A 25,232-nucleotide genomic window follows, 5' to 3' on the forward strand; every position below is an offset into this window, starting at 1 on the left:
CCTGAGCTTGTCGAAGGAGGGGTGGGCGCTACACGAAGCGAGCAACCTGGGGGTGTGCCTATTTCAAGTCGTCCGCGATGACCTGAACGATGCGTTGGGCGTTGGCCGAAGACTCGGGGGCGCCATTCGCGTTCAGCACCGACACCGTCGTCGACTGGCCCTGGCTGCGCACCGCGATGCGGTATTTGAGCGGTGGCGTGTTGGCCGCCGAGCTGAACAGCTTGCTGAAGAAGCCGGGCTCCTTCTTGTCGGCGTTCGGTGCCACGTAGCGCACGAAATACACGCCCTGGCTTCGGTCGCGGTCTTCCACGGTGAAGCCGGTGCGGTCCAGCGTCAGCCCGACACGGCGCCAGGCGCGGTCGAAGCCATCGTCCATCTGCACCACGGGTTGGTTGTCGACCGTGGCCACGCGGCTGCTGGCCGGTGCGGCGGCGGCAACGATCGCGGCCTGGGCCTGCTCGTTGGTGCCGCCCAGGCGCACCATCAGGCGGCGCAGGAACTCGGCTTCGAGTTCGGGGTCAGCCGGGCGGGGCTGCCAGACCGTCTGGTCCTTCTGCGTGCTGTTGTAGACCTCGACCATGCCGCGGTGCGTGATGTAGATCTCGGTGCCGCCATTGGCGTTGCGTTCCAGCCGGGTGCGGAACTTGTCGCGTTCGCTGGTGGAATAGAGCGAATCGAAGACCTTGCCGATGGTGTTGCGGATGAAATCCTGCGGGATCTTGGCGCGGTTTTCGGCCCAGTCGGTTTCCATGATGCCGAGGTCGGCCTGGTCCTGCACCAGCAGGAAGCCGTTCTCCTGCCAGAAGTCGCGGACCGGCCCCCACAGCTGATCGGCCGGACGGGCGATCACCAGCCAGCGCTGGTTGCCCGAGCGCTCGATGCGTGCGTCGCCGATGGCGGTGGCGGCCGTCGGTGTGGTGGGAGCGGCCTGGCCGATCTGGTAGTTGCTGGCGGTGACCGCGCTGCCGGGCACGACGTACCGGGTGTCGCGGTTGAGTTGCGTCAGGTCGGGAGGCACTTCGAGCGAGGTGCCCTTGGCTGCGCTCTTGTAATCGATCTTGTCGCCTTCGAGCACCGAGCAGGCGCCGAGCGCCATGGTCAGCCCGACCAGGGCCAGTCTTGCAAATTGATTCACGTATTCGTCCTATTGAAGTCTGTCAGATCAGGCCGCCGCTCTTCAGCGCCGCTTCCACCACGGGCTCGAAAGCCGGTGATAGCGGTGTCATCGGCAGGCGCATGGTGCCGCCGCACAACTTCATGCGGGCCATGGCCCATTTGAGGGGAATCGGGTTGGCTTCCACGAAAAGGTGCTTGTGCACCGGCATCAGCTTGCGCTGGATTTCCATGGCCGTGCGCACATCGCCGGCGATGGCGGCCACGCACAGCTCGTGCATCAGGCGCGGGGCGATGTTGGCGGTGACGCTCACGTTGCCCTGGCCGCCGCACAGCATCAGTGCCACGGCGGTCGGATCGTCGCCCGAGTACACGGCGAAACCCTGGGGCACGTCGCGGATCAGCCACTGCGCGCGTTCGATGTTGCCCGTGGCTTCCTTGATGCCGACGATGCCGGGCACCTGGGCCAGGCGCAGCACGGTGTCGTGCGCCATATCGGCCACGGTGCGGCCGGGCACGTTGTACAGGATCATCGGCAGATCGCCGACCGCTTCGGCGATGGCCTTGAAATGCTGGTACTGGCCTTCCTGGGTCGGCTTGTTGTAGTAGGGCACCACCTGCAGCTGGCAGTCGGCGCCGACCTTCTTGGCGAAGCGTGTGAGCTCGATGGCCTCGGAGGTGGAGTTCGCCCCGCAGCCGGCCATGATCGGCACGCGGCCCTTGGCCTGTTCCACGGAGACGCGGATGATCTCGCAGTGCTCTTCGACGTTGACCGTCGGCGACTCGCCGGTCGTGCCGACCACGCCGATGCAGTCCGTGCCTTCGGCGATGTGCCAGTCGATCAGCTTGCGCAGCGTCGGGTAGTCGACGCTGCCGTCTTCATGCATCGGGGTCACGAGTGCCACGATGCTGCCAGTAATGGGTGTCATGTCCGCAGTCTTGAACGGGTGAAAGGCGCATTCTACCCAGGCGGCTGGGCCTTCCGATGACGCTGGGGTAAAGCCGGCTACAGCGGATGGCGTGCCGGTGCGATACCGGTTTCGCGCACGGCGGCGATGCGCTGCACGAAGCGCGGCGGCGCGTCGAGAAAGCCGTCCTCGAAGGCCACCACGCGCAATCCTGCCGCGGCCTGCAGCAGTTCGCCGGGCTGCAGCAGAAAGTCGGGGCGCGAAGGTTTTCCCACGGTTTCGTTGCCGGCGGCAAAGGTCTCGTAGAGCAGCACGCCGCCCGGTGCAACGCTGGTGAGGATGCGCGGCAGCAGCGGGCGCCACAGGTAGTTGGTGACGACCACCGCGTCGAAGCTGCGGCCTTCGAACGGCCACGGACCGTCCTCGATGTCGGCCAGCACGGTTTCGAAATCGGCCTTCAAGCCGTCGATCGCCTCGGCCGAGCGGTCCACGCCCGTCACCGCATGGCCACGCGCCGCGAACCAGCGCATGTGCCGGCCGCTGCCGCAGGCCACGTCGAGCACCGTGCCAGCCCGCGGCACGAGATGCGACCAGCGTCGTACCCAGGGCGAGGCCTGGATTGCTTCGATATTCATAGCGTGCGACGCAGGTGAAATCAGGGCCAGAGCTCGATTCTGCTTAAAAACAGGCCCAAAGCTGGTCCGCCACGCTGACGAGGAAGTCGGGCCGCGTGTACATCGCAAAAACCATGGCCAGCCCCAGGAGGGCGGCGCCGTAGAGCAGGGTCTTGCGAACGCGGGTTTTCATGGCTCAAAGGGCCGAGGCTGGCCGATGGATCGCGTTTTCCTTCACCGGCAGATTCACCAGGCCGGCGAACACACCCAGCGCAATCGCAATCATCCAGACCACGTCGTAGCTGCCGGTGCGGTCGTACAGGTAACCACCCAGCCACACGCCCATGAACGAGCCGATCTGGTGGCTGAAGAACACGAAACCGCTGAGCATGGACAGGTGCTGCACGCCGAAGATCTGCGCCACCAGCGAGTTCGTCGGTGGCACGGTGGACAGCCACAGCAGGCCCATGAGGCTCGCGAAGACGTAGACGCTGACGGGCGACAGCGGCGCGAGCAGGAACACGCTGATGACGACGGCCCGCGCGAAGTAGATGAAGGCCAGGATGTTCTTCTTGGCGAGTTTCTGCCCCAGCGTGCCGGCGATGTAGGTGCCGAACACGTTGAACAGGCCGATCAGCGCCAGCGCGTAGCCGGCCACTTCGGGCGAGAGTCCCTTGTCCTTCAGGTAGCTCGGCATGTGCACGCCGATGAACACCACCTGGAAACCGCAGACGAAATAACCGGCCATGAGCAACTGGAAGCTCGGGTATTTGAAGGCCTCGCGGAAGGCCTGGCCGATGCTCTGCTGGCGCGGTGCCTTCGCGCTCTGGCCCGAGAAGCCGGGCTCGCGCAGCCAGAACGACAGCGGCACCATGAGCAGCGAAGCCGCGCCAAGGATCACCAGCGCCTCCTGCCAGCCGAAACGGCCGATCAGGAAACCTTCGGTCGGCACCATGAGGAACTGGCCGAAGGAGCCGGCCGCGGCGGCGATGCCCATGGCCCAGGAACGCTTGTTTGCCGCGACGTTGCGGCCGATCACGCCGTAGACCACGGCATAGGTGGTGCCGGCCTGGGCCATGCCGATCAGCACGCCGGCGCTCAGGGTGAACAGCATCGGCGTGGGTGCATGCGCCATGCCGAGCAGGCCCAGTGCATAGAGGATGGCGCCGACGAAGATCACCTTGAAAGCGCCGAAGCGGTCCGCCAGCATGCCGGCGAACACCCCGGACAGGCCCCAGGCCAGGTTCTGGATGGCGATGGCGAAGGCAAAGGTCTCGCGGGTCCAGCCCTGCGCCTGCGTGATCGGCTGCAACCACAGGCCGAAGCCATGGCGGATGCCCATCGACAGCGTGACGATGATGCCGCCGCAGACGAGCACCTGCGTCATGGAAAGGGTTTTGTTCGGGGTTTGCATGGTCATTTTGGGCCTGGCGCCGAGGGCGGTGCTTGTCTCCCGCGGCGGGCCGCCGCGCGGCCTGCAGTTTACGCAATGCGGCGGATGGCTGCAGGCCGCGTCTCGCCGCGGATCGTTGCCGCTCGGCAATGCATACTGTAAGTGCATCCAGCCATGGTGATTTGCTCACTACAATCCCGTCCCATGGCTACTACCCCCCGTGTCACCCCCCCTGTTCCCGAATACTCCGAAGGTTCGATCCGTGTGCTCAAGGGCCTGGAGCCCGTCAAGCAGCGCCCGGGCATGTACACCCGCACCGACAACCCGCTGCATGTCATCCAGGAAGTGCTGGACAACTCGGCCGACGAGGCGCTCGCCGGCCACGGCAAGAAGATCAAGGTCACCCTGCACGCCGACGGCTCGGTGAGCATCGAGGATGATGGCCGCGGCATCCCGTTCGGCATGCACCCCGAAGAAAAGGCGCCGGTGATCGAACTGGTGTTCACGCGGCTGCACGCGGGCGGCAAGTTCGACAAGGGCAAGGGCGGCGCCTACAGCTTCTCGGGCGGCCTGCACGGCGTGGGCGTCAGCGTCACCAACGCGCTGGCCAAGCGGCTGGAGGCGACTTCGTACCGCGACGGCTCGGTGGCCAAGCTGGTGTTCGCCGACGGCGATGTGGTCGAGCCGCTGGTCACGCGCCCCAACAACGGCAGCGGCGAGGGCGACCGCAAGTCCGGCACCACCGTGCGCGTCTGGCCCGACGCCAAGTATTTCGAAGCCTCGGCGCTGCCGATGAACGAGCTCACGCACCTGCTGCGCAGCAAGGCGGTGCTGATGCCGGGCGTGACGGTCACGCTCACGGTCGAGAAGACCAGGGAAGTGCAGACCTGGCTCTACAAGGGCGGCCTGCGCGACTACCTGATGCAGACGCTCAATGGCGAGCCGGTGATCCCGCTGTTCGAAGGCGAAGGTTTCGCCGACAACGGCCACGAGAGTTTTGCCGAAGGCGAGGGTGCCTCCTGGTGCGTGGCCTTCACCGAAGACGGCCAGCCGGTGCGCGAAAGCTACGTCAACCTGATTCCCACCAGTGCCGGCGGCACCCACGAGTCCGGCCTGCGCGACGGCCTGTTCAACGCGGTGAAAAGCTTCATCGAATTGCATTCGCTGCTGCCCAAGGGCGTGAAGCTGCTGCCGGAGGACGTGTTCGCGCGTGCCAGTTATGTGCTTTCGGCCAAGGTGCTCGATCCGCAGTTCCAGGGGCAGATCAAGGAGCGGCTGAACTCGCGCGACGCAGTGCGCCTGGTGTCGAGCTACGTGCGCCCGGCGCTCGAACTCTGGCTGAACCAGCACGTGGAATACGGCCGCAAGCTCGCCGAACTCGCCATCAAGGCCGCGCAGACGCGGCAGAAGGCCGGCCAGAAGGTCGAAAAACGTAAGGGCTCGGGCGTGGCCGTGCTGCCCGGCAAGCTCACCGACTGCGAAAGCCGCGACATCGCGCACAACGAGGTCTTCCTGGTCGAGGGCGACTCGGCCGGCGGCAGCGCCAAGATGGGCCGCGACAAGGAAAGCCAGGCCATCCTGCCGCTGCGCGGCAAGGTGCTCAACACCTGGGAAGTGGAGCGCGATCGCCTCTTCGCCAACACCGAGATCCACGACATCTCGGTGGCCATTGGCGTCGACCCGCACGGCCCGAACGACACGCCCGACCTCTCCGGCCTGCGCTACGGCAAGGTCTGCATCCTGAGCGACGCGGACGTGGACGGCTCGCACATCCAGGTGCTGCTGCTCACGCTGTTCTTCCGGCACTTCCCCAAGCTCATCGAGGCCGGCCACGTCTTCGTGGCCCGTCCGCCGCTGTTTCGGGTGGATGCGCCGGCCCGCGGCAAGAAGCCGGCCTCCAAGGCCTATGCGCTCGACGAAGGCGAACTCACGGCCATCCTCGACAAGCTGCGCAAGGAAGGCGTGCGCGAAAACGCGTGGAGCATCAGCCGTTTCAAGGGGCTGGGTGAAATGAACGCGGAACAATTGTGGGACACCACGCTCAATCCGGACACGCGCCGCCTGTTGCCCGTGCAGCTCGGTGGCATCGATTTTGCTGCGACAGAAAACCTCATCACCAAACTCATGGGCAAGGGCGAAGCCGCCTCCCGCCGCGAGCTCATGGAATTGCATGGCGACGCGGTCGAGATTGACATTTGACGCGGTTCTCAGCACGCTCGCAGGTTCAGGAGATTGAAGTCATGGGTTCAGGAATCATCCATAAAATCAGCAGCTTGCGCAGGGTGGGCCTGTGTCTGTCGCTACTGTTTCTGCAGCAGGCGGCGATGGCCGACGTCTGGGGTTACATCGACGCCAAGGGCGTGGCGCATTTCGACACCCAACGTGTCGACGAGCGTTACGAACTGTTCTTCAAGGGCGGCGAAAGCTTCGACACCGCGCAGATGCCGCTCCTGTCCACCGGCCAGGCGCCCGTGATCGGCGCCGCGCCGCCGAAGCTCCTGGCGTTCTTCGACATCTCGCCGAGCTACAAGCTGGTGAAGCACCACTTGCGCGAGGCGGCTACCACCCATGGCATCGACTACGAACTGCTGCAGGCGCTGATCGTCACCGAATCGGGCTTCAGCAGCACGGCCGTGTCGCCCAAGGGCGCCGTCGGGCTGATGCAGATCATGCCGGCCACGGCCGAGCGTTACGGCCTGGCGGGCGACGCCAAGGCCAGCGTGGAGCAGAAGCTCACCGATCCCAAGACCAACATCCGCATCGGCACCCGTTACCTGCGCGACCTGATCGCCATGTTCCCGGGCCAGCTCGATTTGGCCGTGGCCTCCTACAACGCCGGCGAAGGCGCAGTGCAGCGCGCCGGCAACCGCATTCCGAACTACAAGGAAACCCAGGCCTATGTGAAGACCGTGCTGTCCTTGTACAACGGCCTCAAACCGCCGGATGCCGTGGTCGAACTGCGCCGCCGGCCGCTGCGCGTGCGCATGGAACTCAATGGCGGCGCCGCCGGCCGCGGCAACCTGCCGGGCGGTCTTCCCGGCATCGCCAGCTCGGTGCTCGACGCCGTGCAGCCCACCGTGCGCTGAGGTCTGCCCAGCTCTGCTTCGTTTCTTCGATCGCGGTGCCCGCCGCTGCGGTGGCGGCCTGGCCGTGCCGCAACGTGCCGGCGCCCGCCGTGTTTCCTTCTTTTTTTGTTTCCCTTTCGAGCGCCTCCTTTTGCCATGAGTGAACAGACCATCCTCGATCTTCCCGAAGATCCGCCCGCCGACCTGCCGCCTACGCCACCTGCACCGCCTGCCGATCCGATGGTCAGCGGCCCGGGCGGCGACGGCGACAGCCTGGCCGGCTACGCCCAGCGCGCCTACCTCGAATACGCGCTGTCCGTCGTCAAAGGCCGGGCGCTGCCCGACGTCTGCGACGGCCAGAAGCCGGTGCAGCGGCGCATCATGTACGCCATGTCGCGCATGGGCCTGGGCTTTGGCGGCGCGAACGGCGCCACCGGGGCCAAGCCCGTGAAAAGCGCCCGTGTCGTCGGCGACGTGCTGGGCAAATACCATCCGCATGGCGACCAGGCCGCCTACGACGCGATGGTGCGCATGGCCCAGGATTTCAGCCAGCGTTATCCGCTGATCGACGGGCAGGGCAATTTCGGCAGCCGCGACGGCGACGGCGCCGCGGCCATGCGCTACACCGAGGCCCGGCTGTCGCGCATCACCAATCTGCTGCTCGACGAGCTGGATGAGGGCACGGTCGATTTCATCCCCAATTACGATGGTTCCTTCGAGGAACCCAAGCAGTTGCCGGCGCGCCTGCCTTTCAACCTGCTCAATGGCGCCAGCGGCATTGCCGTGGGCCTGGCCACCGAAATCCCGAGCCACAACCTGCGCGAGGTGGCCGATGCCTGCGTGGCGCTGATCAAGTCGAACGGCAAGCTGACCGACGAAGAACTCTTCACGCTGGTGCCTGGCCCCGACTATCCGGGCGGTGGCCAGATCATCAGCGCGGCTTCCGACATCGCCGACGCCTACCGCACCGGCCGCGGCTCGCTCAAGGTGCGCGCACGCTGGAAGATCGAGGAACTCGCACGTGGCCAGTGGCAACTGGTGGTCAATGAACTGCCACCGGGCGTGAGCACCCAGCGGGTGCTCGAGGAAATCGAGGAACTCACCAATCCGAAGATCAAGGCCGGCAAAAAGGCCCTGAGCACGGAACAGACGCAGCTCAAGGCCTCGATGCTGTCGGTGCTCGACGTGGTGCGCGACGAGTCGAACAAGGAAGCGGCCGTGCGCCTGGTGTTCGAGCCCAAGACCAGCCGCATCTCGCAGGCCGAGCTCACCAATGCACTGCTGGCGCACACCAGCCTGGAGACCTCGGCACCGATCAACCTGACGATGATCGGCCTCGATGGCCGGCCCACCCAGAAGTCGCTGCGCCAGATGCTGGACGAATGGATCGCGTTTCGCCAGACCACGGTGCAGCGCCGGTCAAGGCACCGCCTCGACAAGGTGCTGGCGCGCATCCACATCCTGGAGGGGCGGCAACTGGTGCTGCTCAACATCGACGAAGTCATCGCCATCATCCGTGCCGCCGAGGATCCGAAGGCGGCGCTGATCGAGCGCTTCAAGCTCAGCGAGATCCAGGCCGAGGACATCCTCGAAATCAGGCTTCGCCAACTGGCGCGGCTGGAGGCCATCAAGATCGAGCAGGACCTGAAGAACCTGCGCGAGGAACAGGGCAAGCTCGAGGAAATCCTGGGCAACCCGGCGGCGCTGCGTCGCCTGATGGTCAAGGAAATCGAGGCGGACGCGAAGATTTTTGCCGACGCGCGCCGCACGCTGATCCAGGCCGAAAAACGCGCGGTGGTCGAAGTCAAGATCATCGACGAACCGGTGACCGTGGTGGTCTCGCAGAAGGGCTGGGTGCGCGCGCAGAAGGGTTGGGCGCGCGACCGTGCCGGCGCCAACGGTGCGGCGCCGGAATACAGCTTCAAGTCGGGCGACGGCCTGTACGGCGCCTTCGAATGCCGCAGCGTCGACACGCTGCTGGTGTTCGGCACGGCCAAGGACAAGGTCGGCCGCGTCTACAGCATCCCGGTGGCGATGCTGCCGGGCGCGCGCGGCGACGGCCAGCCGGTCACGACCATGATCGACCTCGAATCCGGCACCCACGTCGCCCATTACTTCGCCGGCCCGGCCAGTGCCACGCTGCTGCTGAGCAGCTCGGGCGGCTACGGCTTCCTGGCCAACGTGGAGAACATGCTCGGCCGCAACAAGAACGGCAAGGGTTTCATCACCGTGGGCGAGGGCGAAACCGTGTGTGCGCCTTCGCACGTGAGCGGCGGCAATGCCCTCACGGCCAACGGCCAGCCGCTGGTGCCGGCCACCCACGTGGCCTGCGCCTCGACCGGCGGGCGGATCCTGACCTTCGAGATCGGGGAGTTGAAGGCCATGGCCAACGGCGGCCGCGGCCTGATGCTGATGGACCTGGAAGACAAGGACACGCTGGCCGGTGCGGCCGCCTACAGCCGCAGCGTGCGCATCGCCGGCACGGGCCGTGGCGGCAAGGCGCGCGAGGAGACGCTGGAAATCCGTTCGCTGAACAACGCCCGTGCCGTGCGTGGCCGCAAGGGCAAGGTGGCCGACCTGGGCTTCAAGCCGAGCCAGATCACCCGCGAGGAGTGAAACCGCCCCTGCGGTTCGGGGCGGAGATGCCGTTGAATCGTCCGATTGGCGCCACTTTCGGGTGATTCTCTGCATTGATCGCGTCTGCCCAAGGTGCTACCGTAACCAGGTGAAACAAATTTGCCTGTAGAACCTCGAGGGAGCACCCATGAACTTCAGCAATCTGCGCATCGCGGCCAAACTGTGGGTGGCGGTCAGCGTCATCATCGTGGCGCTCCTGGCGTTGATCCTGTGGGCCGGCCAGCGATCCGCCCAGGTGCAGGACGAGAACACCGCCACGCAGAAGCAGATGACCCAGCGGGTGGTTGCCGCCACGCGCTGGGTCGGCCTGACTGAGACCAATGCCGCGCGCACGCAATCGCTGATCCTCAGCAGCGAGCCGGCGGTGGAGGCGGCCTTCAAGGACGCGATCGCCGCCACCTCCAATGAAATTTCGCAGGTGCAGAAAAGCATCGAAGGCATGGGCCTGCGGCCGGCCGACATCGCGCAGATGGAGAAGATCGCGGCCAGCCGCAAGACCATGATCGACCTGCGCGGCAAGGCGCGCCAGACCAAGGCCGACGGCCAGGTGGCCGAGGCCACGGCCCTGATCAACACGCAGTACAACCCGGCGGTGAATGCCTATCTGACCAACCTGCGCGACTTCGTGAAGCTGCAGGAGCAGGCCGCCGCCGACGCCGACGTGGCCACGCTGGAGGCACGGGCCATCACCACGCGCACTTCCGTCGCGGCCATCGCCCTGATCGTGCTGGCGCTGCTGGCCGGCGCCTGGTGGCTGATCCGCAGCATCCAGCAGCCGCTGACCGAAGCCAACGGCCTGGCCGCGCGCATCGCCGAGGGCGACCTGAGCCAGCACGTGACATCGAACCGCAAGGACGAATTCGGTGACCTGCTACGTTCGCTGATGCACATGAGCCAGTCGCTCGGCCGCATGGTGCTGCAGGTGCGGCGCAGCACCGACAGCATCGCCACGGCCAGTGCCGAGATCGCCAGTGGCAACAACGACCTCTCCGCGCGCACCGAGCAGACGGCGAGCAACCTGCAGCAGACGGCGGCCTCGATGGAGCAGCTCACCAGCACCGTGCGGCAAAGCGCCGACAACTCGCACGAGGCCAGCAAGCTCGCGGCGCGTGCCTCCACCGTCGCCGAGAAGGGCGGCGACGTGGTGCGCCAGGTGGTCAACACCATGGAAGACATCAACCACAGCAGCAAGAAGATCGCCGACATCATCGGCGTGATCGACGGCATCGCTTTCCAGACCAACATCCTCGCCCTCAACGCCGCGGTGGAAGCCGCGCGCGCCGGCGAGCAGGGCCGCGGCTTCGCGGTGGTGGCCAGCGAGGTTCGCAGCCTGGCCCAGCGCAGCGCGCAGGCGGCCAAGGAGATCAAGGGCCTGATCGGCGACTCGGTGGACAAGGTCGAATCCGGCGCGCGCCTGGTGAGCGAGGCCGGCACCACCATGAGCGACATCGTGCAATCGGTCAAGCGCGTCACCGACATCATCGGCGAGATCACCTCCGCCGCCACCGAGCAGAGCACCGGCATCGGCGAGGTGAACCAGGCGGTGAGCAACCTGGACCAGATGACACAGCAGAACTCGGCCCTCGTCGAAGAAAGCGCCGCCGCCGCGCAGAGCCTGCGTGAACAGGCGGAGCAACTGGCCCAGGCGGTGGCGGTGTTCAAGGTGAGTGGCGGCCTGGGGCTCGATGCGCTGGCGGGCAGTCCGTCGGCGGCAGCGCGTGCGCCGGTGGCCCAGCCGGCTGCGTACAAGCCCCAGCCCGCGCCGACCCGCACGGCGGCATCGAAGGCCGTCCCGGCACCCACCACCATCCCACGGGCCGCGACGCGCAGCTCCGCTGCGCCGCGGGATGCGCTTTCACCGCCGAAACTGGCGGCGGCGAAACCGGTGGTTGCCGCAGGGGGCGAGGGCGACTGGGAGTCGTTCTAGCCTCGGTCGGGGCAGCGCCTGCCGAAGGCTTCCGTCCTACGCCTTCAATGCGGCTTGGCCCACCGCGCGTGGCCGCCGCCGCTTCATAGAGTGAACTCCCGGCTCACGCCAACCAGGATTCACCATGAAAGCATTGACTTACCAGGGCGCCAAGGATGTCCGGGTCGAAACCGTTCCCGACCCCGTCCTCCTCGCCGACGACGACATCATCCTGCAGGTGACGGCCACGGCCATCTGCGGCTCCGACCTGCACATCTACCGCGGCAAGATTCCGGACATGAAGGACGGGGACATCCTCGGCCACGAGTTCATGGGCGTGGTGGCGGAGACGGGCTCCGCGGTCACCGACCTCCGAAAGGGGGACCGCGTGGTCATTCCTTTCGTGATCGCCTGCGGACAGTGTTTCTACTGCAACAAGACGCTTTTCGCGGCGTGCGAGACGACCAATTCGGGCCGCGGCGCGATCATGAACAAGAAGTCGGCCACCCCCGGCGCGGGGCTGTTCGGTTACAGCCATCTCTACGGCGGCTACGCCGGCGGCCAGGCCGACTATGTGCGGGTGCCCAAAGCCAATGTCGGCCCGCTCAAGATTCCGGATGTGTTGAGCGACGAACAGGTGTTGTTCCTCTCGGACATCCTGCCCACGGGCTACCAGGCGGCGGTGAACGCGCAACTCGGGCCGGGCTCCTCCGTGGCCATCTTCGGTGCGGGGCCGGTCGGTCTGATGGCCGCGCTGTCCGCCCGATTTCTGGGGGCCGAGAAAATCTTCATGGTCGACCACAACGATTACCGCCTGCGGTTCGCGAGCGAGACCTACGGTGTCATCCCGATCAACTTCGACCAGGACGACGACCCCGCCGATACCATCCTCAAGGGGACTGATTTCCACGGCGTCGACGCCACCATCGACGCGGTCGGTTTCGAGGCCAAGGGCAGCGCCCTGGAAACCGCGCTGACCGCCATGAAGATGGAAGGCTCCAGCGGCAAGGCGCTGCGCCAATGCATCGCCGCGACACGGCGCGGCGGGGTGGTCAGCGTGCCCGGCGTCTATGCCGGCTTCATACATGGCTTCCTGTTCGGCGATGCGTTCGACAAGGGCTTGACGTTCAAGATGGGCCAGACCCACGCGCAACGCTACATGCCCGAGCTGCTCGAGCACATCGGCAACGGCAAGATGCGGCCCGAAGTCATCATCACGCACCGGATGAAGCTCGCCGACGCGGCCCGGGCCTACGAGATCTTCGAGAAGAAGGAAGAGGACTGCCGCAAGGTCGTGCTGACCCCCTGATCAGGCAGGATTGCGCTGGCCACGCACGCGGGCCAGCGCCTCCTCGCGCGTGACCGGGCCGCTGTCACCGACGGCGGCACACAGGCCGTCCATGTGCATGAGCACCCGCGTGCCGCGCGAGATCACCGCGCCTTCCAGGATGTCGCCGGCCTGGACCGGTGGTCCCGCGTACTGGCAGAACACGGCGCACTGACCTTCACCGGTCTCGATGGCGAAGACCCCGCGTGCCGCGTCTGCGGCGATGACGATGCCCTTGGTCATCGGCCTTGCCCCTGCTGTTTCATGGGCTGGCTTCCACTTGGTCCTCGTCGGACCCGGCTTCGGACGGTTGCTCTTCCTTCGCCTGCAGGGCGGCTTGCCGCAGGCTTTCCGCTGTCTGCGCGGCCGCGTCCGCCGTCATCGTGACGGCCACGCCGTCGGGGCCGTCCAGCAGCACGAAGCCGTCTTCCACGCTGGCCCGCCCCGGCTGGGCACAAGGCTGGATGGCGGTGCGGTTTTCATTCATGGGAGCTCCAATCGGCGCCGATCGCACGGGCGGCGACTCGGCTGTCAAGGTAGAGGTAATCGGGCTGGAACACGCCGGCGGTGACCAGGCCGGGCAGGTCGTAGATCTCCACCTCTCCGGCGCGCACCGCGCACAGGCCCATTTCCCGCAACTGGCGCAGGATCCGGTTGACGTGGACGTTTGTGAGCCCGCACACCTCGCCCAGGTCGGCCTGCGTCATCGGCAGCGGAAAGGATCTGCCGTCCGAAATGCCGATCGCCATCAGGCGTGCGTTCGTCTCGCACAGGAAGTGGGCCATGCGCTGCAAGGCGTTGAGGCTGGCATGGCGGTAGATCCATTGGCGGTGCATTGCCGCGTCCAGCAACGTGCAGAACCAGAGACGTCTGACCAGCGATGGCTGCTCGGCCTGGATGCGCTCCAGCCCGCTGTGTGTGAAGACGGCCACGTTCACGTCCGTCAACGTGGCGACGTCATGGTCCAGCTTCTTCAGCGTGTACGCATGCAGGTCGACAAAATCGCCGGGCACGTGCACCGCCACCAGATGCCGCCGGCCGTCGATGCTGTCGACGTGCCGGGTCATCAGCCCCTGCACCAGCAGGATGCTGATCTGGACCGGCTCGTCCTGGCGGACCACGATCTGCCCGGCCGGCAGCGCACGTGTCGAGGTGATGGCGCCCTCGAGCACGGTGCGCTCCTGGATGCTCAATGCGCAGGTGCGGTGGCGAAGAATGTTTTGGCAAATCATGGAATTCAGTTCTTCCCGTGACGATGCGCCTGAACCGCGACTTTGGCATTAACGCAGGTTAACTTTCCAGGCAATTTCTCGAAAGTCGCTCGGCGTGTGCATGAGCAAGAGGGCCGACCAGGCGTAGAAGCAGAGGGCAGGAGAGCCGCGTTCAGCGCCTGAATCTGCGCTTGCCGCGTGTGCGGCCCGGGCGGCGCCGGCCCAGCAGGCCGGTTTCGCGTGCGATCTCCAGTCCGGCGATGGCCAGGATGCACAGGCTCACGATGATGCCGTTGAAAGGGGGTGGAAACACCAATACGGAAATAGGCGCGAAGAGCACCAGGACGAGGGTCAGCATGGCGCATTTATGCGCCCGGTGGGCGCTGGCCGCGGTAGGTGGTTTCCGATGCCGCCTGTGAGGCGTGGACGCGGCGCGCAGACAGTGCACCGGTCACGGCGTTCGCCCATCAGTCGCAGGCCGACAGGAACTGCGGAATCGGCCTACAAGCCGGGCGTTCTGGTTGCGATAACTTCGATGCGTCCATGCCCCGCTGGATGAGATGGCGCCCCATCAGCGCCATCCGTCAAGCGAGGTCACACCCTGTCTCTCACACGTTGAAAAGAACCAACCATGCGCAAACTCATCCTCACCGCGATCGCCGGCTATCTCTGGAAGAGATACATGGCCAAAAAGACGACGGCCAACAAGGCCACCGCACCTGCCCCAGGGATGGGCGCGCGCCGCTTCTAGGGCGGCAGAGCGGTCAGGCGGCCACCTCCGCGATCAGCTCGATCTCCACGCAAGACCCCAACGGGATCTGCGCCACGCCGAACGCGCTGCGCGCATGCGAGCCCTTGGCGCCGAACACCGCGGCCAGCAGTTCGCTCGCGCCGTTGGTCACCAGATGCTGCTCGGTGAAGTCGGGCGTGGAGTTGACCAGCGACATCAGCTTGACGATGCGCACGACCTTGTCCAGGTCACCGACCGCGTCCTGCAGCGTGCCGAGCAGGTCGATGGCGACGTTGCGCGCCGCTGCCTGGCCCTGGGCGGTGTCGACGTCCTTGCCGAGTTGTCCGACCCAGACCTTGCCGTCCTTCTTGGCCAGGTGGCCGCTCAGGAACACGAGCGAGCCGGTCTGCACGAAGGGCACATAGGCCGCGGCCGGCACGGACACCGGTGGCAGGGTGATGTTGAGTTCTTTCAGTTTGTCGTAGACGCTCATGGCAGGCTTTCTTGAAGGATCGAAACGGCGATTGTGCCGCCGTCGCAGACGTGGCGGCGAACGGCTTCAGGCGCCGGTGGACGGGCCGAGCTGTGTCTGGCTCTGGCTCTGGCCGCCCTGGTTCTGGGTTTGGCTTTGCATTGGCGCCGGTGGCTTGGGCACGTCGTTCATCGGCTTGCCGTCCGCGTCCAACGGCATCACGGTGACAGCCACACGCAGCGTATGGCTCGCGCCACCGTGGATTACGCCGCGGATCGGCGACACGTCCGAGTAGTCTCGGCCCGTCGCCAGGGTCACGTAGTCTTCGCCCGGCGTGCGGTTGTTGGTCGGGTCGAAGTCGCACCAGCCCTGGCCGCCGGGCAGGTCGGGCACATAGACCGAGGCCCAGGCGTGGGAGGCGTCGCTGCCGATCAGCCGTGGCTGACCGGGCGCGGGATGCGTCAGCAGGTAACCGCTGACGTAGCGCGCCGGCAGGCCCATGGCGCGCAGGCAGGCAACCATGATGTGGGCGAAGTCCTGGCACACCCCTTTGCGCAGCGCCAAGGCCTCCACCGCGGGCGTGTTGACCTCGGTGCTCTCCGAGGAATATTCGAAATCGGTATAGATCCGCTCCATCAGGTCGTGCGCGGCCATCAGCAGCGGCACGCCGGTGCCGAAGCTCGGCCGCGCATAGGCGGCGAAATCGGCGTGGCGCGGCACGTAGGGCGAGGCGAAAACGAATTCGGCCGCTGGGTTGAAGCTGGCGCCCGCGCGGTAGCGGAAGCGTTCGCGTACGTCCTCCCACTCCATGCTGCTGTGCGGCGGTGGCGCCTCGCTGGTGACCACCAGGCTGTCCGCCACCACGCTCAGCGCGTCGTGCGAGGCCTGCAGCGAGAAGAAGGAGCGCATGTTGCCGTACACGTCGAGCGACTGTGTCTGCTGCGCGGGCGTCGGCGTGATCGTCAACGTGTGGCGCAGCAGCTGCTGCGTCGCTGTGGTCAAAGGCCGCAGATGCGCGATGTGCTGCGCAGTCTCCACCGGCGGCGAATACCGGTAGTGCGTCTCGTGCGTGATCTGCAGTTGCATCGCGTTCAGGCCCCGACGCTTTGTTTCAGATCCCGGGAATGCGTGAAATAGACCGAGCCGATCTCGTCGGAGATGTTGTAGGCGCAGTCGGAGGTCTGGTCGAGCAGTTCTTCGAGTGCGCTGTAGCGTCCTTCGGCGTCGGGCTGGCTGATCTCGTGCAGGTCCCATGCGGAGGGATTCACCACCGTGAGAGCCAGCGGGCTGAGTTCGGTGGGTGCGCTGCCGGCGAGCTTGGCCAGGCGGCCGCGCAGGGTGTGCGCGACCCAGCCGAGCGCGCGCGGGTTGTCCCGGTCGAGCACCAGCAGATCGATCAGCGCGGTGATGTCGCGGCTCTGCTGGTATTGCGCGTGGAAGGTGATGCTGCTGTCGAACAGCGAGATCATCGCCTCGAAGCCGCCGGTGGAGGCCATCGATCCGGCCTGGAAGCCGCGCAGCAGCGCCGACGACAGGAAGCCCAGGCGTTCGATGTGCCGGCCGATGCTGAGCAAACGCCAGCCGTCGTCGCGTGTCATGCGGTCGGTCTGGGCGCCGGTCATGGCCGCCATGTGGGTGCTGGTGTCTTCGAGCAGGCGCAGGGCCTCCAGCGGGGAGAAGTCGCCGTCCTTGGTATTTTCGGCGCAGCGGTCGAAGAATTCCTCCTCGGCGCGCACGATCACGTTCCAGTGTTCCTTGGACAGCCGTTCGCGCAGCGCCGAGCCCGAATGGCGGATCGAGCGCAGGTTGTAGCCCACGCTGGGCACCTCGCTCGCATTGCCGAGGCCGGCGATCAGCGAACGCTCGAACACGCGGCGCGCCTGCACGGCCGAAGGCACGGCCGGCAGCACGAGTCCGTTGTAGATGGCCATGTTGCGCATCCAGGACAGCAGCGGCGCGGAAGACTGGTCGTCGCCGTTCAGACCTTCCAGGATCACCCGCGCCAGGCGGATGCTGTTTTCCGTGCGTTCGGCATATCGGCCGAGCCAGAACAGGTTTTCGGCAGCGCGGCTCGTCACCATGCGCTTGCGCTGCGTCAGCGTGTCGGGCGAGATACGCGGGGTCAGCAGCGTGGTGCGGTCGACTTCGCCCTTGGTCTTGACCCAGGCGTCGGCGCTGCTGCCGCCGCGCTGCATCGAGGCGATGCTGTCGTGCATGCTGACCATGCGCGCCAGCCCGCCGGGCAGCACGCGCCAGGAACGCGGCCCGTCGGAGACGGCGAACACGCGCAACATCATCGAGCGCGGCGCGATGCGCGGCGGATGGTTGGGGTGGTTGGTCCAGGTCGGCATCTGCGACAGCGGCAGATAGGCCTGCACCGTGTATTCGTCGCCCTGGCGCACGATGCGGCCGGCCCATTCGTCGAGTTCGCGGCGCGACAGGTTGCGCCCGAGCACGGCCTCGAAGGCGTTGTGCCCCGCCGTGCCGCGGTAAGTCGGCTTGATCACGCAGTTGGCCAGGTCGGGCAGGGCGCTTTCCAGTGCCGCGCGCTCACCGCACCACCAGGTCGGCAGCGCCGGCAACTGCAGTTCTTCGCCGAGCAGATGGCGCGACAGCGCCGGCAGGAAGCCCAGCAGCGCGGGCGACTCGAGGAAGGCCGAGCCCGGCGCGTTGGCCACCAGCACGTTGCCGGCGCGGATCACCTGCAGCAGGCCGGGCACGCCCAGGCGCGAATCGGGGCGCAGCTCCAGCGGATCGAGGTATTGGTCGTCGAGCCGCTTCAGCAGGCCGTGCACCGGCTCCAGGCCTTTGAGCGTCTTCAGGTACAAATGCTGGTCGCGCACCGTGAGGTCGCTGCCTTCGACGAGCGTGAGGCCGAGGTAGCGTGCGAGGTAGGCGTGTTCGAAATAGGTTTCGTTGTATGGGCCCGGCGTGAGCAGGGCAATGTGCGAATCCTTGCCGGCCGGGCTCATCTGCTTCAGCCCTTCGATCAGCGCGCGGTAGGTGGCGGCCAGGCGCTGGATGTGCATCGCCTCGAAGGCCTGCGGAAACAGCCGCGAGATCGACAGGCGGTTTTCCAGCAGGTAGCCCAGGCCGCTGGGGGCCTGCGTGCGCTGCGACACCACCCACCAGTTGCCATCGGGGCCGCGTGCCAGGTCGAACGCGGCGATGTGCAGGTGCGTGCCGCCGATCGGCTGCACGCCGTGCATGGAGCGCAGATAACCCGGGTGGCCCTGCACCAGGGCCGGCGGCAGCAGGCCGCGCGCGAGCAACTGCTGAGGGCCGTACATGTCGGCCATCACGCTGTCGAGCACGCGCACGCGCTGCAGCACGCCGGCCTCGACCTGCTGCCAGCTTTCCGGCGAGACGATCAGCGGGAAGAGGTCGAGCGACCACGGCCGCTGCGGGTTGTCGGCGTCGGCATAGAGGTTGTAGGTGACGCCGTTGTCGCGGATCTGGCGCTGCAGCTGTGCGGTGCGGCGATTCAGGTCGTTGAAGCCTTCGCGGCCGAGATGCTCGAAGAATTCTGACCATTCCGGCGTGGGCGGCGCCTGGGATGCGGCGCTGCGCAGCGGGCCATCGTCCGCCGGGCGTGCCTGGCCCCTCAATTCGTCGAAGTGCCCGGGCAGGGCCGCGCGCGCCAGGACCGAGGCCAGGCCGGATGCGCTTTCCTGCGCTTGTGCTTCGAAGAGGGAGTTGTTCTGTTTTTCCACGGGTCACCGCATTGTCACATCGGCGCGCCGCGACGCGCGCCCTTGTGGGCGATTTGCGACGAGGCGGCAACCAGAAAGACGGGCGGCAAAGGCATGGCGGCATGAAAAATCGGCATGGGCAAGGGCCGGGGCGCCTTTGCGCATGCCGATGGCCGACTCGTGCGGTGTCTAGCGGCGCAGATCCAACGTGAACGGGAATTCCTTGCTGCCCGGCACGTTGATGGTGGCCGGCGGCACGTTGATCACGCCCGGCGTGTGGCCCATGCGCGTGAAGCGCGACAGGCGCCGGCTCTCCGCGGTGTAGGCGTTGACGGGGAAGGTCTCGTAGCTCAGCCCGCCCGGATGGGTCACGAAGTACTGGCAGCCGCCGACGGAATGTTTCATCCAGGTGTCGACGATGTCGAAGGTCAGCGGCGCGTGGATGCCGATGGTCGGGTGCAGGGCCGACGGCGGGTTCCAGGCGCGGTAACGTACGCCGGCCACGAATTCGCCCATCACGCCGGTGGACTGCATCGGCAGCGCCTGGCCGTTGCAGGTGACCACATAGCGGCTCTGGTTCATGCCGTTGACCTTGACCTCGATGCGCTCCAGCGACGAATCCACATACCGCGCGGTGCCGGTGGAGGAGCTTTCCTCGCCGAGCACATGCCAGGGCTCGAGCGCGTTGCGCAAGGTGAGCTCCATGCCCGAAGTCTGCACCGAGCCGACCAGCGGGAAGCGGAACTCCAGGTGCGGCGCGAACCAGCTCTTGTCGAACGCGTAGCCGGCCATGTTCATCTCGTCGATGATGTCGTTGAAGTCCATCTGGATGAAGGCGGGCAGCATGAAGCGGTCATGCAGCTCGGTGCCCCAGCGCGTGGCCGGCGCGCGGTAAGGGGTTTTCCAGAAGCGGGCCACGAAGGCGCGCAGCAGCAGCTGCTGCGCGATGCTCATCCGCGCATGCGGCGGCATCTCGAAGGCGCGCAACTCCAGCAGGCCCAGGCGGCCGGTGCTGCTGTCGGGCGAATACATCTTGTCGATCGAGAATTCGCTGCGGTGGGTGTTGCCCGTCGCGTCGATCAGGATGTTGCGCAGCGTGCGGTCGACGATCCACGGCGGCATGTCCTGGCCGTATTTCTCGCGGTTCTTCGCGACCTGCTCGATGGCGATCTCGAGCTCGTACAACTGGTCGTTGCGGGCTTCGTCCACGCGCGGCGACTGGCTCGTCGGGCCGACGAACATGCCGCTGAACAGGTAGCTCAGCGACGGGTGGTTGTGCCAGTACAGCAGCATGCTGGTCAGCAACTCGGGTCGGCGCAGGAATGGGCTGTCGGTCGGCGTGGAGCCGCCCATCACGAAGTGGTTGCCGCCGCCGGTGCCGGTGTGGCGGCCGTCGGTCATGAACTTCTCGGCCGACAGGCGAGATTCGAACGCCGCGTTGTAGAGGAACTCGGTGTTGTCCACCAGTTCGCCCCAACTGGTGACGGGGTGCACGTTGACTTCGATGACGCCGGGGTCGGGTGTGACGGCCAGGAGCTTCAGGCGCGGGTCGCGCGGGGGCGGGTAGCCTTCGATGACCAGCTTGACGGCCAGTTGTTCGGCCGTGGTCTCGATCGCGGCCAGCAGCTCCAGGTAGTCTTCCAGCAGTTCCAGCGGCGGCATGAACACGTACAGCACGCCGGACTTGGTGCCCACGGCTTCGGCCTTGGGGCCGCTGGCGCGGCGCGGGTCGCGCACCTCGACGCACAGCGCGGTGCGGGTGATCCAGTGCGCGGATTCCTGGCGCGACGGCACGCGGTTGAAGTCGGCCGGCTCGGTCTGCGAGGCGGTGCGGGCATTGGCGCTGGAGACCGCCGCGTTGGCTGCGCCGGGCGTGCCGTCCTGGCGCAGGCGGGCGGCCTCGGGCGTGGGCGGAACGCCCGCGGTGTAGGGCATGCGCGCGCGGTCGCCGAGACGGCCCTTGGCGAAGGCCTCGGCCCAGCTTGGATCGACGCCTGCGCCCGCACCGGTGCCGGTGGTCGCACCGGAGCCGCGGGCCCCGGCGTAACGCGCGAACATGGCGTTGGCATCCGGCAGCGCGCCGCGTGGGATCGACGGGTCCTGTTCGACCAGGTAGGGGTAGTCGCCTTCGCTGACCCAGGGCAGGGAGTCGAGCGGCAGGCGCAGGCCCATCGGTGAATCGCCGGGCATGAGGTACATCCGCTCGTCGCGGAAGAACCAGGGGCCGGTGGTCCACACCGGGCCGGCCAGGCGCGGGCCGTCCTGCGGCTTGAGCGGCAGCACGTAGCCGACCACGGCATCCAGGCCCTGCTCGAACACGCGGCGCAGCCGTGCGCGTTCCATCTCGTCGCCGAGGCGGGACTTGAACGGATCCACGTTGACCGGCAGCCGGCGTTCGCGCCACAGGTAGTACCACACGTCCTCATGGCCGGCGACGATGTAGTCGCTGGTCAGGCCGAGGTTGTGCGCCAGGCGTTCGGTGAAACGCTGCGCGTCTTCGCTGGAGTAGTGCGAAGGCAGGCGTTCGTCGGCGAACAGATCGGGGTTGCGCCACACCGGCTGTTTGTCGGCCCGCCAGAAGATGTTGAGCGCCCAGCGCGGCAACTGCTCGCCCGGATACCACTTGCCTTGGCCGAAATGCAGGAAGCCGCCTTTGCCGTATTGGTCGCGCAGCTTGTGCGTGAGCTCGGTGGCAAAGCCACGCTTCGTCGGTCCGAGCGCGTCGGTGTTCCATTCGGCCGCATCGCGGTCGTTCACGGCGACGAAGGTGGGCTCGCCGCCCATGGTCAGGCGCACGTCGCTGTCGATCAGGTCCTGGTCGACCTTTTCGCCAAGCGCCAGTACGTCGACCCACTGTTCGTCGGTGTAGGGCTTGGTGACGCGTGGGGACTCGTACAGCCGCGTGACCTTCATGTGGTGCGCGAATTCGACTTCGGCCTTGTCCACGCCGCCTTCGATCGGCGCGGCGCTGGAGGGCTGCGGTGTGCAGGCCAGCGGGATGTGGCCTTCGCCGGCGAACAGGCCCGAGGTCGCGTCCAGGCCGATCCAGCCCGCGCCCGGCAGGAACACCTCGCACCAGGCGTGCAGGTCGGTGAAGTCGACCGTGGTGCCGCTCGGGCCGTCCAGCGCCTTCACATCGGGCGTGAGCTGGATCAGGTAGCCCGAGACGAAACGCGCGGCCATGCCGCAGTGGCGCAGCAGTTGCACCAGCAACCAGCCCGAGTCGCGGCAGGAGCCGCTGGCTTTTTCCAGGGTTTCCTCGGGCGTCTGCACGCCGGGCTCCATGCGGATCAGGTAGCGGATGTCCTTCTGCACCTGCTGGTTGATGTAGACCAGGAAGTCGTTGGTCGGTTGTTTTTTTAGATCGAGCTTGTCGAGATAGGCCTGCACCAGCGGCGTGACCGGCTCGGTGGCGAGGTAGGGCGAGAGTTCTTCCTTGAGCGTGTCGTTGTACTTGATGGGGAAGTTCTGCGCCTCGGGCTCGAGGAAGTAGTCGAACGGGTTGTAGACCGCCATCTCCACCACCAGGTCCACCGTGACCTTGAACTCGGTGGTCTTTTCGGGAAACACCAGGCGAGCCTGGTAGTTGGCGAACGGGTCCTGTTGCCAGTTCACGAAATGGTTGGCGGGCTCGATCTTGAGCGAATACGAGATGACGTTGCTGCGGCAGTGCGGTGCCGGGCGCAGCCGAATCACTTGGGGCCCGAGGTTGACCGGGCGGTCGTACTTGTAGTGCGTGACGTGGTTCAGTGCTGCGTGGATGGACATGTAGTTGTCTCTGGAGGCTTCGATGAGAAATTCACTTGGCGTCGCCAAGCTACCCGCGATACTAGCAAGACCTGAGCCAATCGGCGTGACCGCCGTATGGCCATTGGACATGAGCCCATGCATCGAACCGGATGGCCCGCACCCCTTCGCTCCGCCTGGATTGGCCCGGCGCTGACCGGCTGGTGCCTGGGCACGGGCCTGCAATTGCAGCAACCGGTGTTGTGGACGGCAGGGCTTTATGCATGCTGCATGGCGCTGGGGCTTCTGGGATCGGCGCTTGCTGCTATGAATACGGGAGCGTCGCGGCGTGTGCGATGGCCCTCGGCGGTGCACGGGCTGGCCGTCATGGCCTGCACCGCGGTCTGCGCTTTCAGCCTGTGCGGCCTGCGCAGCGCCGCCTTCGTGCAGAACGGCCTGTTGCCGGAGCTCGAAGGCGTGGACCTCCGCATCACCGGCCTCGTGGCCGCGATGCCGCAACGCAACGAAGGCGGGCTGCGCTTTCGCATGGCGGTCGCCTCTGCGGCGCGTGCCTCGGACGGCATCGCCGTGCGCTTGCCGCCGCAACTCGAATTGCATTGGTACCGCGGCCGCATCGGCTTCGAGACGGCGGGCGGGGAGCCGGCCGACGAACTGCAGTCCACACCGCCCGACCTGCGCGCCGGTCAGCGCTGGCAGATGACGGTGCGCCTCAAGGCGCCGCATGGCGGGCGCAATCCGCGCGGCTTCGATTACGAGCTGTGGCTGTGGGAGCAGGCCGTGCAGGCCACCGGCTATGTGCGCGCGGGCCCGAGCGACACGCCGCCCGGATGGCTCGGCGATACCTGGCGGCGGCCCGTGGAGCGCGCGCGCCAGGCCGTGCGCGACGCGATCTACCGGCGCATGGCGCCGCCGGGGCTGGAAGGTGACGAGGCGCGCACGCAGCAACGGCGCGCGGGCGTGGTGGCGGCGCTGGTGGTCGGCGACCAGAACGCCATCGACCGCGCCGACTGGGATGTGTTCCGCGCGACCGGCGTCGCGCACCTCGTATCGATCTCGGGCCTGCACATCACCATGTTCGCCTGGCTGGCGTCGGCCCTGGTCGGTTGGCTCTGGCGGCGCAGCGATGTGCTGGGCTGGCAGGCCGGCCTGCGCTGGCCCGCGCCGCGCGTGGCGCTGGTCGGCGGCGTTGGCCTGGCGGCGGCCTATGCCGTGTTCAGCGGCTGGGGTGTGCCTTCGCAGCGCACGGTGTGGATGCTGGTCACCGTCGGTGTGCTGCGCTGGCGCGGGTTGCGCTGGCCCTGGCCGCTGGTGTGGCTGCTGGCCTGTGCCGTGGTGCTGGCCATCGACCCGTGGGCGCTGCTGCAGGCGGGCTTCTGGCTCAGCTTCGTGGCCGTTGGCGTGCTGTTTGCCACGGATGGCGGCGCGCAGGCCGCGGGCATCGGCCTGGCCGGCCTGAGACACCGCGCCCGCGCCATGCTGCGCGAACAGTGGACGGTGACATTGGCGCTGACCCCGCTGACGCTGCTGCTGTTCCAGCAGGTTTCGCTGGTCGGCCTGCTGGCCAACCTGGTGGCGATTCCCTGGGTCACGCTGGTGGTCACGCCCCTGGCCTTGCTCGGTCTGCTGGCTGCACCAATTTGGGACATGGCTGGTGCCGCGGTGGGCGGGCTCGCCTGGTGCCTGCAGGGGCTGGCGGCGCTGCCGGGGGCGACGGTCTCGGTCGCCGCGGCCTCGCTCGGGGCCAGCATCGCGGGCCTGGCCGGCGCCGTGCTGCTGGTGCTGCGCCTGCCCTGGGGGTTGCGCGCGCTCGGTGTGCCATTGCTGTTGCCGGTGCTGTTGTGGCAATCGCCGCGGCCGGCGCCGGGACAGTTCGAGTTGCTCGTGGCCGACATCGGCCAGGGCAATGCGGTGCTGGTGCGCACCGCCGACCACAGCCTTGTCTTTGACACCGGCCCGCGCTTCGGCCCGGACAGCGATGCCGGCCATCTGGTGCTGGTGCCGCTGCTGCGGGCGCTCGGCGAACGCGTCGATACCGTGGTCGTGAGCCACCGCGACAGCGACCACAGCGGCGGCGCCCAGGCGGTGCTCGAGATGCAGCCGCAGGCGCGGTTGCTGACGTCGATCGAGGCTGCCCATCCCCTGGGCCGGGTGCGGCCCATCGAGCCCTGCCTGGCCGGACAGCGCTGGGCCTGGGACGGCGTCGACTTCGAAATCCTGCATCCCCGAGCGGCCGACTACGCCGCCAATGCCAAGCCCAATGCCATCAGCTGTGTGCTGCGCATCTCGAACGGTGCCCATGCCGCGCTGCTCGCGGGCGACATCGAGAAGGCCCAGGAAGCCCGCCTCGCGGCCGATGAGCCCCGGCGCCTTCACGCCGACGTGCTGCTGGTGCCGCACCACGGCAGCAGGGCCTAGTG

The 25,232-nt window shown here is 67.0% G+C and carries 19 protein-coding genes; 6 read left to right on the top strand and 13 right to left on the bottom strand.

Annotated features, from left to right (window positions below):
* Window positions 1–58: 58 nt before the first annotated feature.
* The 5 genes from bamC to RD110_RS10720 all read right to left on the bottom strand — a co-directional run bounded on the left by bamC (window position 59) and on the right by RD110_RS10720 (window position 4,049).
* Complete coding sequence (gene bamC, locus RD110_RS10705; RefSeq protein ID WP_076199283.1) at window positions 59–1,135, bottom strand: outer membrane protein assembly factor BamC; 1,077 nt, start codon at window positions 1,133–1,135, stop codon at window positions 59–61.
* Between the two features lie 22 nt (window positions 1,136–1,157).
* Window positions 1,158–2,042, bottom strand: coding sequence for a 4-hydroxy-tetrahydrodipicolinate synthase (dapA, locus tag RD110_RS10710; RefSeq protein WP_076199285.1), 885 nt, complete (start codon window positions 2,040–2,042; stop codon window positions 1,158–1,160).
* Between the two features lie 77 nt (window positions 2,043–2,119).
* Window positions 2,120–2,656: a class I SAM-dependent methyltransferase gene (locus RD110_RS10715; protein WP_204250052.1), complete on the bottom strand. Its 537-nt coding sequence runs from the start codon at window positions 2,654–2,656 to the stop codon at window positions 2,120–2,122.
* Window positions 2,657–2,699: 43 nt separating this feature from the next.
* The gene (locus RD110_RS28830) at window positions 2,700–2,828 is read right to left on the bottom strand and encodes a hypothetical protein (protein ID WP_275425869.1); all 129 of its coding nucleotides are present in this window, start codon (window positions 2,826–2,828) and stop codon (window positions 2,700–2,702) included.
* A 3-nt stretch (window positions 2,829–2,831) separates the two neighbouring features.
* The gene (locus tag RD110_RS10720; protein ID WP_076204805.1) at window positions 2,832–4,049 is read right to left on the bottom strand and encodes an MFS transporter; all 1,218 of its coding nucleotides are present in this window, start codon (window positions 4,047–4,049) and stop codon (window positions 2,832–2,834) included.
* 183 nt (window positions 4,050–4,232) lie between these two features.
* Here RD110_RS10720 and RD110_RS10725 point away from each other — a divergent pair, with 183 nt between their 5' ends.
* The 5 genes from RD110_RS10725 (at window position 4,233) to RD110_RS10745 (ending at window position 12,945) form a co-directional block, all read left to right on the top strand.
* The gene (locus tag RD110_RS10725) at window positions 4,233–6,227 is read left to right on the top strand and encodes a DNA topoisomerase IV subunit B (protein WP_076199287.1); all 1,995 of its coding nucleotides are present in this window, start codon (window positions 4,233–4,235) and stop codon (window positions 6,225–6,227) included.
* Between the two features lie 41 nt (window positions 6,228–6,268).
* Window positions 6,269–7,114: a lytic transglycosylase domain-containing protein gene (locus RD110_RS10730; protein WP_076199289.1), complete on the top strand. Its 846-nt coding sequence runs from the start codon at window positions 6,269–6,271 to the stop codon at window positions 7,112–7,114.
* 219 nt (window positions 7,115–7,333) lie between these two features.
* The gene (gene parC / locus RD110_RS10735; RefSeq protein WP_076204808.1) at window positions 7,334–9,709 is read left to right on the top strand and encodes a DNA topoisomerase IV subunit A; all 2,376 of its coding nucleotides are present in this window, start codon (window positions 7,334–7,336) and stop codon (window positions 9,707–9,709) included.
* Window positions 9,710–9,857: 148 nt separating this feature from the next.
* Window positions 9,858–11,657, top strand: coding sequence for a methyl-accepting chemotaxis protein (locus tag RD110_RS10740; RefSeq protein WP_076199291.1), 1,800 nt, complete (start codon window positions 9,858–9,860; stop codon window positions 11,655–11,657).
* 124 nt (window positions 11,658–11,781) lie between these two features.
* Window positions 11,782–12,945 carry a zinc-dependent alcohol dehydrogenase gene (locus RD110_RS10745; RefSeq protein WP_076199293.1) on the top strand — a complete coding sequence of 388 codons (1,164 nt, stop codon included), beginning with the start codon at window positions 11,782–11,784 and terminating at the stop codon, window positions 12,943–12,945.
* On the opposite strand, the gene RD110_RS10750 is transcribed toward RD110_RS10745, so the two are convergent.
* The 8 genes from RD110_RS10750 to RD110_RS10785 form a co-directional block, all read right to left on the bottom strand.
* Window positions 12,946–13,206, bottom strand: a complete 261-nt coding sequence (locus tag RD110_RS10750) for a hypothetical protein (RefSeq protein ID WP_076199295.1) — start codon at window positions 13,204–13,206, stop codon at window positions 12,946–12,948.
* Window positions 13,207–13,225: 19 nt separating this feature from the next.
* The gene (locus RD110_RS10755; RefSeq protein WP_076199297.1) at window positions 13,226–13,450 is read right to left on the bottom strand and encodes a hypothetical protein; all 225 of its coding nucleotides are present in this window, start codon (window positions 13,448–13,450) and stop codon (window positions 13,226–13,228) included.
* Complete coding sequence (locus tag RD110_RS10760) at window positions 13,443–14,195, bottom strand: Crp/Fnr family transcriptional regulator (protein ID WP_076199299.1); 753 nt, start codon at window positions 14,193–14,195, stop codon at window positions 13,443–13,445. The genes RD110_RS10755 and RD110_RS10760 overlap by 8 nt, the downstream gene beginning before the upstream one ends.
* A gap of 151 nt (window positions 14,196–14,346) precedes the next feature.
* Window positions 14,347–14,532: a hypothetical protein gene (locus RD110_RS10765; RefSeq protein ID WP_076199301.1), complete on the bottom strand. Its 186-nt coding sequence runs from the start codon at window positions 14,530–14,532 to the stop codon at window positions 14,347–14,349.
* Between the two features lie 406 nt (window positions 14,533–14,938).
* The gene (locus tag RD110_RS10770) at window positions 14,939–15,397 is read right to left on the bottom strand and encodes a RidA family protein (RefSeq protein WP_076199303.1); all 459 of its coding nucleotides are present in this window, start codon (window positions 15,395–15,397) and stop codon (window positions 14,939–14,941) included.
* 66 nt (window positions 15,398–15,463) lie between these two features.
* Complete coding sequence (locus tag RD110_RS10775) at window positions 15,464–16,462, bottom strand: transglutaminase family protein (protein WP_076199305.1); 999 nt, start codon at window positions 16,460–16,462, stop codon at window positions 15,464–15,466.
* A 5-nt stretch (window positions 16,463–16,467) separates the two neighbouring features.
* Window positions 16,468–19,089, bottom strand: a complete 2,622-nt coding sequence (locus tag RD110_RS10780) for a circularly permuted type 2 ATP-grasp protein (RefSeq protein WP_076199307.1) — start codon at window positions 19,087–19,089, stop codon at window positions 16,468–16,470.
* A 168-nt stretch (window positions 19,090–19,257) separates the two neighbouring features.
* Window positions 19,258–22,836 (bottom strand): transglutaminase family protein, encoded by a 3,579-nt coding sequence (locus RD110_RS10785; RefSeq protein ID WP_076199309.1) that lies wholly within the window; start codon window positions 22,834–22,836, stop codon window positions 19,258–19,260.
* A gap of 117 nt (window positions 22,837–22,953) precedes the next feature.
* Here RD110_RS10785 and RD110_RS10790 point away from each other — a divergent pair, with 117 nt between their 5' ends.
* The gene (locus RD110_RS10790; RefSeq protein ID WP_076199311.1) at window positions 22,954–25,230 is read left to right on the top strand and encodes a DNA internalization-related competence protein ComEC/Rec2; all 2,277 of its coding nucleotides are present in this window, start codon (window positions 22,954–22,956) and stop codon (window positions 25,228–25,230) included.
* The last annotated feature ends 2 nt before the right edge of the window (window positions 25,231–25,232 follow it).

The sequence above is a fragment of the Rhodoferax koreense genome (genome assembly GCF_001955695.1).
Lineage (GTDB): Bacteria > Pseudomonadota > Gammaproteobacteria > Burkholderiales > Burkholderiaceae_C > Rhodoferax_B > Rhodoferax_B koreensis.

What these genes read in the sequence shown, in the direction of transcription:
- dapA (WP_076199285.1), bottom strand. Translation starts at nt 2,042, where the DNA reads ATGACACCCATTACTGGCAGCATCGTGGCACTCGTGACCCCGATGCAT.
- RD110_RS10715 (WP_204250052.1), bottom strand. Translation starts at nt 2,656, where the DNA reads ATGAATATCGAAGCAATCCAGGCCTCGCCCTGGGTACGACGCTGGTCG.
- RD110_RS28830 (WP_275425869.1), bottom strand. Translation starts at nt 2,828, where the DNA reads ATGAAAACCCGCGTTCGCAAGACCCTGCTCTACGGCGCCGCCCTCCTG.
- RD110_RS10720 (WP_076204805.1), bottom strand. Translation starts at nt 4,049, where the DNA reads ATGCAAACCCCGAACAAAACCCTTTCCATGACGCAGGTGCTCGTCTGC.
- RD110_RS10725 (WP_076199287.1), top strand. Translation starts at nt 4,233, where the DNA reads ATGGCTACTACCCCCCGTGTCACCCCCCCTGTTCCCGAATACTCCGAA.
- RD110_RS10730 (WP_076199289.1), top strand. Translation starts at nt 6,269, where the DNA reads ATGGGTTCAGGAATCATCCATAAAATCAGCAGCTTGCGCAGGGTGGGC.
- parC (WP_076204808.1), top strand. Translation starts at nt 7,334, where the DNA reads ATGGTCAGCGGCCCGGGCGGCGACGGCGACAGCCTGGCCGGCTACGCC.
- RD110_RS10740 (WP_076199291.1), top strand. Translation starts at nt 9,858, where the DNA reads ATGAACTTCAGCAATCTGCGCATCGCGGCCAAACTGTGGGTGGCGGTC.
- RD110_RS10745 (WP_076199293.1), top strand. Translation starts at nt 11,782, where the DNA reads ATGAAAGCATTGACTTACCAGGGCGCCAAGGATGTCCGGGTCGAAACC.
- RD110_RS10750 (WP_076199295.1), bottom strand. Translation starts at nt 13,206, where the DNA reads ATGACCAAGGGCATCGTCATCGCCGCAGACGCGGCACGCGGGGTCTTC.
- RD110_RS10755 (WP_076199297.1), bottom strand. Translation starts at nt 13,450, where the DNA reads ATGAATGAAAACCGCACCGCCATCCAGCCTTGTGCCCAGCCGGGGCGG.
- RD110_RS10760 (WP_076199299.1), bottom strand. Translation starts at nt 14,195, where the DNA reads ATGATTTGCCAAAACATTCTTCGCCACCGCACCTGCGCATTGAGCATC.
- RD110_RS10765 (WP_076199301.1), bottom strand. Translation starts at nt 14,532, where the DNA reads ATGCTGACCCTCGTCCTGGTGCTCTTCGCGCCTATTTCCGTATTGGTG.
- RD110_RS10770 (WP_076199303.1), bottom strand. Translation starts at nt 15,397, where the DNA reads ATGAGCGTCTACGACAAACTGAAAGAACTCAACATCACCCTGCCACCG.
- RD110_RS10775 (WP_076199305.1), bottom strand. Translation starts at nt 16,462, where the DNA reads ATGCAACTGCAGATCACGCACGAGACGCACTACCGGTATTCGCCGCCG.
- RD110_RS10785 (WP_076199309.1), bottom strand. Translation starts at nt 22,836, where the DNA reads ATGTCCATCCACGCAGCACTGAACCACGTCACGCACTACAAGTACGAC.
- RD110_RS10790 (WP_076199311.1), top strand. Translation starts at nt 22,954, where the DNA reads ATGCATCGAACCGGATGGCCCGCACCCCTTCGCTCCGCCTGGATTGGC.